Origin of the sequence: Paenibacillus sp. 1781tsa1, from assembly GCF_024159265.1 — a bacterium.
In the GTDB taxonomy this organism is placed as follows: Bacteria; Bacillota; Bacilli; order Paenibacillales; family Paenibacillaceae; genus Paenibacillus.
Window position 1 is genome coordinate 703,795 of sequence record NZ_JAMYWY010000001.1, and the last position, 13,897, is coordinate 717,691.

Genomic DNA, 13,897 nt, shown 5'->3' on the forward strand with positions numbered 1-13,897 from the left:
TGCATTTTGCGTTAAACCATATAGACTCGTTCCGTTTTGAAATCAAGTAAGCAAGGCATATACAGAAATTAACGCCTGTCCTCTTACCGTGAGGCGGGCGTTCACTATTTACGGAATACGTGTTGGAAGAAGAGAGGGAAGAGAAATGACGAGCGTACAGACCGGGGCAGCACAGGAAGCCTCCGTATGGGAGAAGTTAAAACAGGAGATCAAGGCAGCTGGCCCCGGACTGGGCATTGACGATATCGGATTTGCTTCTGCTGATCCCTTTGTTTCCCTGAAGTCGCTGCTGGAGCAGTCGCGGGATAAGGGGTATGCTTCAGGTTTTGAAGAGCCGGATATTGAAAAAAGGGTACACCCCGCCTTAAAAGATGGCGAGCCGGCGTCACTGATTGCGATAGCCGTGGCATACCCATCCAAAATGGTGAATCCACCGAAATCGGAGCCTGGTGCGTATCGCGGCATTTTTGCCCGTTCGGCTTGGGGCCAGGACTATCATCAGGTGCTGCGTACAGCGATGGACAAGCTGGTAAATTTTATACGTGAACGTGTACCTGAAGCCATGATCGAAAGCATGGTAGACACAGGAGCACTGGTGGATCGTGCGGTGTCCCAGCGTGCGGGGATTGGTTTTAGTGCCAAGAACTGTGCCATTATATCACCCAAATTCGGTTCATGGATTTTTCTCGGGGAACTGGTGACGAATATTCCGTTTCAACCGGACACTCCTGTGACCGAAGACTGTGGTGAATGTACGAAATGTATCGATGCCTGTCCGACAGGCGCATTGGTGGGGCCGGGACAGTTGAATTCACAGCGTTGTATTTCTTTTGTAACCCAGACGAAAGGGTTCGTGGATGAAGAATTTATGCTGAAAATAGGCAACCGTCTGTACGGTTGTGACACGTGTCAGATTGTCTGTCCGAAGAACCGGGGCAAGAACTGGGATCACCATCCCGAGTTTCACCCCGATCCGGAGATCGTGAAGCCACTCCTGCTGCCGCTACTAGATATCGGTAATCGGGAATTCAAGGAACGTTTCGGTCAGAGTTCCGCCGCTTGGCGGGGCAAGAAGCCAATTCAACGCAATGCCGTTATTGCCCTGGGCAATTTCAAAGACAAAAGTGCTATACCCAAACTTACAGAAGTACTAAAACGTGATCCGCGCCCTGAGTTGCGGGGAACCGCAGCTTGGGCGTTAAGCAGAATCGGAGGAGAAGACGCCATGAGAGCAATTGGGGAAGCTGCCGCTAACGAACAAGATGGGAACGTACTAAGCATGCTGCAGAAGGCCGAGGAACGACTGAGTTCGTCCGAGACCTTACCCAAACAGCCACAGGCTGGGCAAATGAGTGAGAAGCAGCCAGAGCAACAAAAAGAACAACAGAAAGAGCACAATGCTTTACGGGCGTTACAACAGGATTTGAAAATGGAAGCGGGGATTGAACCGGGTAGTGAGCAGCCTGCACAGCCTGCCAAACTGGAAGCCGCAGCGTGGAGGCCTTCTGCAGTTACGGGTCTTCATGGCAAGCCCGTATACTATGATGAGGTACTGACACCGATTGGTACACTTACGTTATGCGCGACGGATGAAGGACTGTGTCACATTGATTTTGGCGCATTTCACGTACGTGAAGCTCATCTGCAACAATGGGCACGTACCTGGATTGGCGAGTATCGATATGAGAAGAATGAAGAGAAGCTCAGCGAAGCTGCAAAGCAGGTACAGCAGTATTTTGCAGGGGAGAGAAAAACGTTCGACTTGCAGCTTGATCAGCTTGGAACACCATTCCAGCTACAAGTATGGCAAGTTCTGTCCGATATATCTTATGGAGAGGCCTCATCACACCAACAGGTTGCGGAAAAGATCGGCAGACCCAAGGCTGTTCGTGCAGTTCTGGACGCTATTAGCAAGAATCCGATTCCGATTATTATTCCCTGTCACCGCATCAGCGGTAAAGACGGTACCCTGGTGGGTTATGTAGGCGGTCTGCAAACCAAGGAGCAATTGCTCGCATTGGAGCAGCTATCGTAAGAGCGGGGGACGTTCATGAAGTATGTAAACGTGGAGAGCGTGGAAGCGGGGGAGCTTCTGGGCAAGACGGTATATTCCAGTAACGGTACGGTACTGCTGTCCGCCGGAGTCCAGCTCACCGTATATATGGTCAATACGCTGAAGCGTATTGGCGTGACCATGTTATACATCCAGGATGAAGCGTATAAAGATGTGGAACCAGAGGACATTCTGGATGAAACCACGAAACGGGCAATAATTAACGAAATGAGTGTCACACTCGAATCCATTCGCTCCGGGAAAGATTGGAGTCCGAGAAAGGTTGCCCTCAGTATAGAGAAGTTGCTGAATGATGTACTGAACGGACGTGAATTGTTAGTGCAACTCACCGATATTCGTACCAAAGACAATGCACAGTATGTTCATGCGATGAATGTATGTTTGTTATCTTCGGTCATCGGACTGAATATGGGACTCAATTATAATCAACTGAAAGACCTCGCTGTGGGGGCATTATTGCATGATATAGGCAAAGTGGGGGAACCTCCGGGCAGTGGCTCGGCTGCGAATTCTTCGCTGCACCATACATGGCGTGGATTCGAAGTGATTAAGAACAAACGGGAGTTCAGTCTGTTGGTCGCCCATACAGCCCTGCAACATCATGAGCATGTAGATGGTACAGGCATGCCGAGAGGGATCAAGGGGAGTGACATTCATCTGTTTGCGAGAATCGTTAGTGTGGCTAATATCTATGATAATCTCATTAATGGTTTATCCAAGGACAGTTTGATGCCACATGAGGCCTGTGAAGAGATGATGGCGTTGTCTGGTACAAAGCTGGATCGGGACATTCTGATTGAGTTCAACAAGAGTGTATCCGTGTATCCCAATGGTACAGCGGTACGACTGTCTACCAAAGAGACTGGAGTCATTGTGCGTCAACATCGGGGATTGCCCGGCAGACCTGTAATCCGGGTGGCGCGCGGAAGTACGCGTTATTCTCTGGATGTGGTGGAAATTGATCTGGCTCAGCATACAACCGTTTTCATTGAAGCCGTCATGACGTAGCTTGTGTGCGGTTCAACTGGAAAATCCGTTTGCTCAAGGCGTGCGGAAATGCTATGATACTTTCAGGAAATCCGGTCTGTGTCAGGTTTGCAACATGTGCGCTTAACATCATGAATTGACACGGATTATCAGGCTTTTTAGAATGCATACAGAGGTGTCTAAGAGATGGATATTGTTATACCGATTATCACATTGATTGTTGGTCTGGTCGGGGGATTTTTCATCGGGGTGTTCTACTTGCGTAAACAACTCGAGAAAATGCAAAGCAATCCGGACATGCTTCAGAAAATGGCGAAGCAAATGGGCTACAACCTGAATGGCAAGCAAATGCAGCGTGCCCAGCAGATGATGAAGAATCAGCAGCCAGGAGCGAAAATGCCTCAGCCGCAACAGCATCCTGCGCGTAAAAGTTCGGGCCGCCGAAAATAATAGCAGGGAATGGCTGCTTAAATTGCGTGTTCAAAAAGTTGAGTTTTCAGTACCTGAAGCGAACTTTTTGAACAACCTCTTACAGTAGTGGTTCGAAAGGAGGCGTTCGGCAGTGGCTGGCGTTAAAGATTATATGAATTCAAAAGTATCCGACAATCGGGAGAAGATCGAGTATCATGTAGAGCAGATCCTGAAATTGATCGGAGAAGATAGTACACGTGAAGGGCTGCTTGAAACGCCTGCACGTGTGACCCGAATGTATGAAGAAATTTTTGGTGGATATGAAGTAGATCCGCGCGATGTGCTCGGTGTCACGTTTGACGAGAATCATGAAGAACTGGTTATCGTCAAGGATATCGTCTACTACAGCCAGTGTGAGCACCACATGGCGCCGTTTTTCGGCAAAGTGCACATTGGGTATGTACCAAGCGGCAAGATCGTTGGTTTGAGCAAAATGGCTCGTCTGGTTGAAGCGGTAACACGTCGCCTGCAAGTTCAGGAACGAATTACTTCACAGATCGCTGACATTCTGACAGAAGCTGTCGAGCCTCATGGCGTGATGGTCGTGGTGGAAGGCGAGCACTTGTGCATGTGTTCCCGCGGCGTGAAGAAACCGGGAAGCAAGACGGTAACGTCTGCTGTACGTGGTTCTTTCCGTGAGAACCCGGCACAACGTGCAGAGTTCTTGTCTCTGGTAAAAGATTAAGATCGGGTATGTCCAATTCATGGACAAGCCAGATTAGCTCCTTGTAGCATTGGAAGCAAGAGCTTCTGAAGCCGCAGGATGTGATATAAATAAGCCGTGTTCCTAGGGGAACCGGCTTATTTATATATGGCGTTGTCATTCCTATATATACTGAATACATACGAATTCGTTAAGCCGGAGGTAATGGAACGATGAGTGTACCTTCCCATTCAGATCAACCGGTTCAGCCGGAAAAGGGACTACAGGCAGATAAACAGGCTACATTGCGTCTGCAAATCTGGGAGACACCACTCATGCGACAGGGCAGTAGTGTACTCGAAGCTTTTGCTTGGGAAGAAGTCATGTGCAGGCGAGTTGGGGCAGGGCATCTACCTGTTGCACATATATGGAGACACCCAGATGCCTTTGTAGCCGGTCTGCGTGACCGCAGGTTGCCACAGGCTGTAGAAGCGATGGAACGGATAAGAAGCCAAGGGACAGCAGTCTGTGTCCGACCTTCCGGTGGAGCGGCCGTACCTCTGAATCCAGGGGTAGTTAATGTGTCACTGATTCTGCCTAATCCCGGACATGCTATCAATATCCATGATGATTTCCGGGAGATGGCTTCGATTATTGCCGAGTCGCTAACGCCTTGGTCGAATCAGGCGCAAACGGGTGAGGTCCAGGGTGCTTTTTGCCCGGGGGATTATGATGTCAGTGTAGGTGGGCTGAAATTCTGTGGTATTGCCCAGCGCAGGCAGGCAAAGGCGTATATTATTACGGCTTTTATCATCGTGGAAGGACAGGGAGATCAACTGGCAGCAGACGTGCGTCAATTTTATCAACATGCATCAGGTGGGGCCAGTGAAGGATATCCTGATGTTCAGACTGGCACGATGGCCAGTCTGAAGGAGTTGGCAGGTGTTCCTTCTGCGGCAGCATATACTGCCTCTTTGGTTCGAACTCTGCGTGATCGCTATCCACAGGCGGAAGCCAGCAGGGTGCTTAGCGTTGGCTCTGAAGAAGTACGTCTGACAGCTGAGCAGATGAAGCTGCGCTATGATTGAGTTCTTGATAATCGGACTTGGAATTGGGTAATAGAGATGATATGATGTGATTTCGGAAGGAGAGTGTTAGGATGGAGACGTTGAGATATACGTACTTATATGAGGTTGTATCTACAGGCGAAAAGTCTGAGTTCAGCCAAATGGCAACAAGCAAGGAAGAGGCTGCTGCACTGATCGTTGCTCGTATTGCTGATCTGGAGTTTACAGATGAGGCAGATATCAAGCTGGGCGACCTGATCGCTATTAGCAAACAGGTTGGCGACAACTATGTGGCGTGCGAGGGCTGTGCTTCTTAAGTGAGCATTTTGAAATAGGAAGTCTCTCAAAATATAAGCAAGTCTCTATTACAAGAGGCTTGCTTTTTTGTTTACACCAAAAAGAGATATCTTTCAGTCACTCGGCTGGAGATATCTCTTTTTCCTCTAATCCATCTAACCCCAAGCTTAATAAGGCGGCCACAACAACTTGCGTGCCGTTTCGTAACGCTCGGCAACAGCCGGCCAGTAGACGACATTCCACCAATCCTCGATATACTTTTTACGTTCATTCTGGTGTTTCAGATAATAGGCATGTTCCCATACATCCAGTGGCAGGAGCGGTACGATATCGGACTGGGACAGGTTCTGGTGTTTTTCCGCCTGCAAAATCTCCAAACGATGTGCTCTCGGGCTCCAGACAAGCATCGCCCAGCCACTGCCTTCCACTTTGTTCGCAGCTTCCGTGAATTGATTCTTGAACGCTTCATAACTTCCGAAGTCCCGCTTGATCTGCTCTGCGAGCATACCGGAAGGTTTACCTCCGCCAGCAGGATTCATAATTGTCCAGAAGATCGTATGCAGGTAGTGGCCTGCCCCGTTGAAGGCGAGTTCACGTTCCCAGTGCTTGATGAGTTCAAAGTTGTTCTTTTTTCGCGATTCTGCCAGCTTCTTCTCTGCTACATTTAGTCCGTCCACATAAGATTGATGGTGTTTGTCATGATGGATACGCATCGTTAGTTCATCAATATGCGGCTCCAGCGCATTGTACGCATAGGGAAGGGGTGGCAGTGTGTGGCCTCCAATGGGAACCGGCTTTTCTTGTACGGGAGTTGCAGTAGCGCTGGGCATGGCTTGTGTTGTTTCGGTAGAAGGTGGTTGAACGGTTGCGGATTGGATCTGCGCCGAAGCAACAGGTGCGTTTACATTCCCCTCTGGAGAAGTTGGAGCTTCTGAGGCTTGGCGATGAATGCTTTCTGACCCTGACGTATGCAGTGCATTTTTCAGAAAGAGTGATGTCTCCGAATCCGTTTCTCGCAAGATGCCAGGTTGGCCAAGCGTATCCAATACGCCCAGAAAATACTCTGATTCGCGGATAAAATGCAGAATAAGTACTTTGGCAAGCGGAACAGCTTGCACCGCAGCACTTTGCTCCAGAAGAACATACAGCTGTTTGATGAACTCTCTCGATTGCTCGCGAGCTGCCAACACTAGCTGATCGATACAACGAACCATGTAGGGAGCAGGTGGATGGGTTGCGGGGAATAGTTGTTTTAACAGCTGATTCGCTACTCGCTCACTGTTCGCAAAGGTAGCCTCCCATTCCTCCAGCAGCTTGACATATGGGGGCTCCAGATCGGGCACCAGTGCACGAATGACGAGTGTATGTTCTTTCTCCTGCTCTTTCCAGAAACGGATTTCTTCCAAGGTCCGCAGAGGCAGCAAGTGACCATATCCATCCCAGTTCATATATGATGGACCTCCTTCAGTTGAATTTCATCGCATATGTAGATCGTTGCTTCATGCGTCCCAAGAGTATATTCCGCCGGGCTGTTGTCCTATGAGTGCAAAAAAAAGAGCCCCTGAGGGGCTCAAGAATCAACGGAAAATTCGATGATTGAAGTTTGATTATTCTCCATTATTCGTGTTCTGCACATCGTCACTGCTTGTTTTCGTTACATGACTCAGGAAAGTCGAGACACGGCGCAAATATTCCTTTGGATGCTCCCGGAAGATCAACTCATGGTGCGCATCCTGGACAATCCATACATCCGAGTACGGATTGGTCTGGTTGGCGGCGAGCTGTTCTGCAATCGGGTAAGGCGCCTTCTCATCTTCCGTACCATGAATGAAGAAAATCGGGAACGGATAATCTTCCTTTTTCACTTCCTGGTATGGAATCTGCTGCAATCCGGTACCATTCAGAACAGGGAACAACAGCTTCATGATCTCCAGGGTAGGCTGACGCGGGAGATCGATCTGGTTATGAATGTTGTGGTACAGCGTATCCGGCTCAAGCAGGAACGTACTGTCCAGAATCATCGCATCTACTTCCTGTGTAATCAGTCCGGTTTGAAGCGCCGTACCGGCACCCATGGAGAAACCCCAGACTACCAGTTCCTGCGCACCGCGCTGCTTGGCGAACTGGATGGCACCCAGCAATTGCTGTGACTCAGCCTTGCCACCTGTGGCTACAGCTTTGTTCACCTGGGAGGCGAAGCCATAATCGAACATGACCACGTTGAACCCAAGTTGATGGGCATAGTGTGCCAGGTCATACATGGGTACCCATGTTTCTTCCCGATTGGCACCATAGCCGTGACTGAAAATAATCGTTTTGCTTGCGGCATTGTCAGCAGGTATATACCATCCTTGCATCGTCCGGCTACCATCTGCTGCCGGGAACGTGATGTCTTCGTACTTCATGTTCTTGGCCTGCATCGGATTGGAGAAGACAGGCGCTACAGTGGGGTTGGATAATACCCATGCGATGTAACCATGCAGTGCTATAAAACAAAACAGTAGAAAAAATACAACGGAGAGCAGCAGCGCTACGATAATATGTTTGAACCGAATCAGCCTCGGTGATAGGGAAGAGGGCATATCGGACACTTTTGTTTGCAGCGGGGCTTCGCTCTGGGATGTTGGATACATGAATGCCCCTCCTTTGAAGTTCAGTTGAAGATAACAACGACATGAAAAGAGAATTGCGTCTATTTCAGAGCCTGCTTCAGAGCGATATCTTAATGTAATATATCTTTATCGTATGTTCCAATATAGTCAAAGTCAATTGATTGAGGGCATTTGTTACGCAATTGTTATATAGTTCTTAAGATATATGGGTAACATTACCTTAGTGTGTAAATTACAGGGGATTAAGTCTTATAAAAAGGAAAAATTTACACGTTGGCATATTTCAATTTTGGCTCTTTTTGGTTTACAGATGAGACCGTTTCTCATATAATTTATGTAACCAAGTTTCATGTGATGAAACATGAGGAGGGCATTATGCCATGGAAGATCGTAAGTTAACCGTCCGGGCTGTGGAACGGGCGCTGGATATATTATTATGTTTTACCACTCGCAGTGATCTGGGACTCACCGAGATTGCCAGCCAGATCGGCCTGCACAAAAGTACAGTGCACCGTTTGATGGCTACGCTGGAGGATCGAGGGTTCGTGATCCGCGATGCAGCGACAGAGAAGTACCGACTTGGCATCCGAATCTGGGAGCTGTCGGCTCATATGTCTCGCAGTGATGATCCCGCTATTCTGCTGCTGCCTGCGATGGAGCGACTGAGAGATCGATTGGGGGAGACCGTGAGTCTGTACCTGCGTGATGGCAGTGAACGGATTCGGATTCAGGCTGTGCAAAGTGATCAGGCGATTCGCCGAGTCGCTCCCGTTGGTGTTAGACTTCCGCTGTCTGTGGGCGCTTCCAGCAAAGTCTTGATGGCGTTTGCCACGGATGAGGATCGTGAGGAACTGATGAACGGGCCGGAATGGCCGGTGTTTATTGATCCGGCGGTGTATTTGGCGCAGATGGGAGATATCCGGGATAACGGGTATGCGACAAGTTATGAGGAGCGTGAGCCGGGAGCTGCCGCGGTATCTGTACCGATTATGGATCGCAGAGGCAATATTGCAGCTGCCCTCTCGGTCTCAGGGCCTGTCAGTCGACTCTCGCAGGAGACATTGCATGAATACGCACCGGTGCTAAAGGAAGCTGCTACGCAGATGGGCCTCATGTTATCCTGATGTTGATGTAAGGTTTTTCTCCAATTGAATTGGTGTTCTGGAATATAAAGGTTGTTTTTATGTTCCGGTTGCGCTACTCTGTAATGGACGGCCCAACGGGGCCAGCTTCATTGAATATGTACGGCGGCTTATGTATGCCGCAACTTGTTAACGTTACTGGGGGAGTCCGAATTGTCCGGACTGAGACGGAATCGCATGAGATTCCGGACCCTTAGCACCTGATCTGGATCATACCAGCGTAGGGAAGTAATCGGCGATATGACCACAACCACCACATGTGTGACTCTTGCGGGACTCCGTTATGGAGCTGCAACCAGGAGCATTATTGGTGATGGACATTAAAGTCGGTTCCTTCGGGGACCGGCTTTTTTATATACAGTGAACGGGCGAGATAATACACATTCCATGGACTGCTTTTTCAATAACCTGCGAAAGTGGGCTTGGATGAAGAGAGATGTCATCACAGGTTCATGATCTGTGGTACCCTCCGTTCTGTCGTTAACTGTACATGAATAATGTCTCCCCCTTGGTCTGGTGTAGGATCGCTCTTTCTTCTCTGCGCTCTGCATGATTTGGGATAGGTGCGTAAGCGAGCTGATGACGATACCAACCAAACCAAGTGAACGAACACGGAGGAGGAGACGAGTAAACATGAGTACAGGAAATCAAACAGAACAACAAGCGATGGAACAGGAACATAACGGTCAGCAGGTGGAAAAGGAAACAAGCGCGGCCGGACGGGTTCAGCCCTTTCCGGGCAGCCGCAAAGTCTACATTCAGGGCTCACGGCCGGACATAGCTGTACCGGAGCGTGAGATAGCCCTTCATGACACGAATACTCCCCAAGGGGTGGAGCATAACGAACCGCTGCGTGTCTACGATACGAGCGGCCCCATGACGGATCCCGCATTTCATGCGGATATCCGTGCAGGTCTGCCAACCCTGCGCACCCGCTGGATCACAGAGCGTGGCGATGTCGAAGCTTATCAGGGCCGTACGGTTAAACCGGAGGATAACGGATTAAAGCCCGGCGGAAAGAGAGCCGGCGCCGAAGAGTACCCCGGATTACGTGGCAAACCCCTGCGGGCACAGAGCGGACGCTGCGTGACCCAGATGCACTACGCGAGGCAGGGAGTCATTACGGCAGAGATGGAATTCGCCGCCATTCGTGAGGGCGTGGAACCGGAATTTGTACGGCAGGAGCTGGCGAGTGGACGGGCGATTCTGCCATCCAACATCAACCATCCGGAGAGTGAGCCAATGTTGATCGGTCGTCATTTTCACGTGAAGATCAATGCTAACATTGGTAATTCTGCCGTATCCTCTTCCATCGAGGAAGAGGTCGAGAAGATGTCTTGGGCGGTACGCTGGGGATCGGATACCGTGATGGATCTGTCCACAGGTAAAAACATTCATACTACCCGGGAATGGATCATCCGTAATTCACCGGTGCCGATTGGTACGGTGCCGCTGTATCAGGCGCTGGAGAAGGTGAATGGAGAGGCTGAAGCGCTGACCTGGGAATTATACCGTGACACGCTCATTGAGCAGGCAGAGCAGGGCGTGGACTACTTTACGATTCATGCAGGCGTGCTGCTGCGTTATATCCCTATGACTGCCAAGCGGATGACAGGCATTGTGTCCCGGGGCGGTTCCATTATGGCAGCATGGTGCCTTGCGCATCATCAGGAGAATTTTTTGTACACTCATTTTGAAGAAATCTGCGAGATTATGAAAAGGTATGATGTGGCTTTTTCGCTGGGAGATGGACTTCGTCCAGGCAGTATCTACGATGCGAATGATGAAGCACAGATGGCGGAACTGGCTACGCTCGGGGAACTGACGCAGATCGCATGGAAGCATGATGTGCAGGTGATGATCGAAGGGCCGGGTCACGTGCCGATGCATAAGATCAAAGAGAATGTGGATCTGCAGATGGAGATATGCCAAGAGGCACCGTTCTACACACTTGGACCACTGACGACCGACATTGCCCCGGGATACGACCATATTACGTCCGCCATTGGTGCGGCCATGATTGGCTGGTTTGGCACGTCGATGCTCTGTTATGTTACGCCAAAAGAACATTTGGGCCTGCCCAACAAGGATGATGTGCGGGAAGGGGTCATCGCCTACAAGATCGCAGCTCATGCCGCTGATCTGGCAAAAGGCCATCCGCGTGCTCAACGCCGCGATGACGCATTGTCCAAGGCACGGTTCGAGTTCCGCTGGCGTGACCAGTTCAACCTTTCGCTGGACCCGGAACGGGCGCTGTCCTACCATGATGAGACGCTACCGGCAGAAGGGGCCAAAGAAGCTCATTTCTGCTCCATGTGCGGACCTAAGTTCTGTAGCATGCGCATTACGCAGGACATTCGTGCTTACGCTGCTGAACAGAAATTGCCTGAAGACGAGGCCGTAGCCGCAGGGATGCAGGCGAAGGCTGAGGAGTACCGGATGCGGTAGGTGAGATTGGAGATTGATAGTGTAGCCCAATAAAAAACAGTTCATCACATACAATGAGTGATGAACTGTTTTTTTGTTTGTAGCCTTCAGATTAGCTCTATTGGATTTAACTGAATATTGGCCGTCTTTCACAGATATCTATACTATAGTTTACTTCATTTTACTCCAAATTCGAAACAGAATACCTGCAATGACAAACAGTATGCCGTCCGCTAGTTTAAGACTTCCACCGTAGATAAACGCAGAACAGGCCAAGCCTATAATAAACAAAATTAGAATGTATAAGTAACGCACTAGCATTCACTCCTCTACAATAAATGGAACTGTGCTTAACATATCTTAAGAGTGTGAATCTAATAAGATATAATGTTCTTAATACTCAGAGTAAATTAATAGTAGAAATCTTTTAGTGTTCCTCTGGAATCATTATTGGCTGAGCCCGAAAAACTAACGCTCAAAGCTCCAAAAGATAATCCAACACTACCAGAACCTTTAATATGATAATAATTGGATTGTATCTGGGAGAGACCACTTTGATTTCCTTGCTTTTTATGTTCTATTGTAAAGACAGCGGCGGCAACCTGTTCTGTTATAATAATGCCCCCTTTGAGATCAGCATTGAATCCAACACCACTCTCACCAGTATATGAAAAATTACGTCCACTTCCTAAAGTTGTAAAAGTAGAGTTCCCACTGTACTTAACTTTATCTTCATAATATGCAGAACCTGGGACGGCTCTCCAAATATCTTTATCGAAAGAAGCGCCATAGGCATCGGATAAACGCCATACAGGCATTGATTTCCATTTGCCCGTTAATGCAACCATAAATCTTTCACGATTATCAACGTTATCAGTTCGAACTACGGTTATATAATAATCAAATTGATCATCCTTGATATTTCCGAGTGGTCCAACCTCTCCGTTGAATTCAGGTGTTGAGGCTTTTTCATGAGCCACTACTTCAATTGATCCATCTTCTTTCGAAAGACTTTTCTTAAACTCAGGGCTCCAGGATTCTATTACTTCATAAGGAATACCCTGCTTTAATAAAGTTATATCCAATTTCACAGTTCTATTCTCTGCAGAAGCGAAAGCACTGGTAGGAACAAGCAATAGGCATAGACAGCAAACCAACAGTAACTTCGATAAACGCAATAATTTCAATGTAAAACCTCACCCTCTGAGTAATTTGTTAAATTATAACAATATAAATTTACCATAAAACCCCTAGGTTTGTATACCTAAATTATGTATATTTAATTATTATTTTAAAAAATAGGATTAATATGTATTAATGTAAATAATAAAATTAAACATACTTATATTTATTATACTAAACCTTAACTAGATCACAGGAGTACATCCAAAATTTGAATCAATTAATTGTTTGAAGAATCTACTGTCGAGTCACACCCAAATTCTTCTCCAAATACGCCGCAAGCAATGCCAGCGGACTATGGATCGCAATGCCCGTGTCTGCTGTAACCTGAGCAGCTGCGGGAGCCATAGACAGTTGGGCTGCCACTACCGCTTTACCCGGATACTGCTCAGCAATCTGCTGTAATCCCTCACGTACCACTTCAAGATACCCTTGCTGATCCCCACGCATAATCAATTCAAATGTCCCAGGAATGCATACCGCTTCCGTCTGATATGTCTTGGCAATGTGTAGTTGCCCATTCTCATCCTCTTGCTGTAATGCCTGATTCACCCGTGCCATCGTTCCTTCAATGGTTGCTGGGTTGGTGAATGCGATGATGTAATCTCCTGGTACTCGCCGCATCTCCTGCAATAGCGGATCATCTATGCCGATCACAGGCACAGGGACCTGTGTGGCTTCCTGCTCCAGTACTGTCGCAAACAGGGTACACGTGACCAGAATAGCATCGGCATGACACTCGGCGATCCATTGGAGCGTCTGGGCTACCTTCTTGTGAATGACGACCTCGGAAAAGTCAGCGTCATGTTTAAGACGATCCAGACCTGGATCGACGTAATGGACCAATTCAACTTCATAAGCAGCAAGCGTCTCTTCAATTAAGGCGATGTTGGAATAGTGAGCGTGAAAACAACCGATGGTGATCATATGCTAGGTCCCCTTTTTACAGTTCGTATAATGTCATGGCAATCGTAGATATTTAAACCATTATAGAA

At 48.4% G+C, this 13,897-nt stretch carries 13 protein-coding genes and 1 riboswitch; of the genes, 8 read left to right on the top strand and 5 right to left on the bottom strand.

Annotated elements, in window-relative coordinates; genetic code table 11:
• The first annotated feature begins 145 nt into the window (after positions 1–145).
• From queG to NKT06_RS03330, 6 genes are all read left to right on the top strand, one after another.
• Entirely contained in the window at positions 146–2,035 is a 1,890-nt protein-coding gene (gene queG, locus NKT06_RS03305) for a tRNA epoxyqueuosine(34) reductase QueG (protein WP_253429867.1), read from the top strand.
• Positions 2,036–2,050: 15 nt separating this feature from the next.
• Positions 2,051–3,082, top strand: a complete 1,032-nt coding sequence (locus tag NKT06_RS03310; protein WP_091039000.1) for an HD-GYP domain-containing protein — start codon at positions 2,051–2,053, stop codon at positions 3,080–3,082.
• A gap of 165 nt (positions 3,083–3,247) precedes the next feature.
• Positions 3,248–3,511, top strand: coding sequence for a YneF family protein (locus NKT06_RS03315; protein WP_017690778.1), 264 nt, complete (start codon positions 3,248–3,250; stop codon positions 3,509–3,511).
• A 112-nt stretch (positions 3,512–3,623) separates the two neighbouring features.
• On the top strand, positions 3,624–4,217 hold the full coding sequence (folE, locus tag NKT06_RS03320) for a GTP cyclohydrolase I FolE (protein ID WP_062837627.1): 594 nt from the start codon (positions 3,624–3,626) through the stop codon (positions 4,215–4,217).
• Between the two features lie 191 nt (positions 4,218–4,408).
• Positions 4,409–5,263, top strand: a complete 855-nt coding sequence (locus tag NKT06_RS03325) for a lipoate--protein ligase family protein (protein WP_253429870.1) — start codon at positions 4,409–4,411, stop codon at positions 5,261–5,263.
• 71 nt (positions 5,264–5,334) lie between these two features.
• Positions 5,335–5,559 (top strand): hypothetical protein, encoded by a 225-nt coding sequence (locus tag NKT06_RS03330; RefSeq protein WP_091039003.1) that lies wholly within the window; start codon positions 5,335–5,337, stop codon positions 5,557–5,559.
• A gap of 147 nt (positions 5,560–5,706) precedes the next feature.
• On the opposite strand, the gene NKT06_RS03335 is transcribed toward NKT06_RS03330, so the two are convergent.
• Positions 5,707–6,987 (bottom strand): Fe-Mn family superoxide dismutase, encoded by a 1,281-nt coding sequence (locus tag NKT06_RS03335; RefSeq protein ID WP_253429873.1) that lies wholly within the window; start codon positions 6,985–6,987, stop codon positions 5,707–5,709.
• A gap of 159 nt (positions 6,988–7,146) precedes the next feature.
• Positions 7,147–8,172: an alpha/beta hydrolase gene (locus NKT06_RS03340; RefSeq protein ID WP_253429875.1), complete on the bottom strand. Its 1,026-nt coding sequence runs from the start codon at positions 8,170–8,172 to the stop codon at positions 7,147–7,149.
• A gap of 359 nt (positions 8,173–8,531) precedes the next feature.
• Between NKT06_RS03340 and NKT06_RS03345 the strand changes: the two genes are divergently transcribed.
• Both NKT06_RS03345 and thiC read left to right on the top strand, forming a co-directional pair.
• Complete coding sequence (locus tag NKT06_RS03345; protein ID WP_076216717.1) at positions 8,532–9,275, top strand: IclR family transcriptional regulator; 744 nt, start codon at positions 8,532–8,534, stop codon at positions 9,273–9,275.
• 148 nt (positions 9,276–9,423) lie between these two features.
• Positions 9,424–9,537: riboswitch (TPP riboswitch) on the top strand.
• Positions 9,538–9,959: 422 nt separating this feature from the next.
• Entirely contained in the window at positions 9,960–11,741 is a 1,782-nt protein-coding gene (gene thiC, locus NKT06_RS03350) for a phosphomethylpyrimidine synthase ThiC (RefSeq protein ID WP_253442362.1), read from the top strand.
• A 150-nt stretch (positions 11,742–11,891) separates the two neighbouring features.
• On the opposite strand, the gene NKT06_RS03355 is transcribed toward thiC, so the two are convergent.
• The 3 genes from NKT06_RS03355 to NKT06_RS03365 form a co-directional block, all read right to left on the bottom strand.
• On the bottom strand, positions 11,892–12,035 hold the full coding sequence (locus tag NKT06_RS03355) for a hypothetical protein (RefSeq protein WP_179198606.1): 144 nt from the start codon (positions 12,033–12,035) through the stop codon (positions 11,892–11,894).
• A gap of 95 nt (positions 12,036–12,130) precedes the next feature.
• Positions 12,131–12,907 carry a hypothetical protein gene (locus NKT06_RS03360; RefSeq protein ID WP_253429878.1) on the bottom strand — a complete coding sequence of 259 codons (777 nt, stop codon included), beginning with the start codon at positions 12,905–12,907 and terminating at the stop codon, positions 12,131–12,133.
• A 232-nt stretch (positions 12,908–13,139) separates the two neighbouring features.
• Positions 13,140–13,829 carry an aspartate/glutamate racemase family protein gene (locus NKT06_RS03365; RefSeq protein ID WP_253429881.1) on the bottom strand — a complete coding sequence of 230 codons (690 nt, stop codon included), beginning with the start codon at positions 13,827–13,829 and terminating at the stop codon, positions 13,140–13,142.
• Positions 13,830–13,897 lie beyond the last annotated feature (68 nt).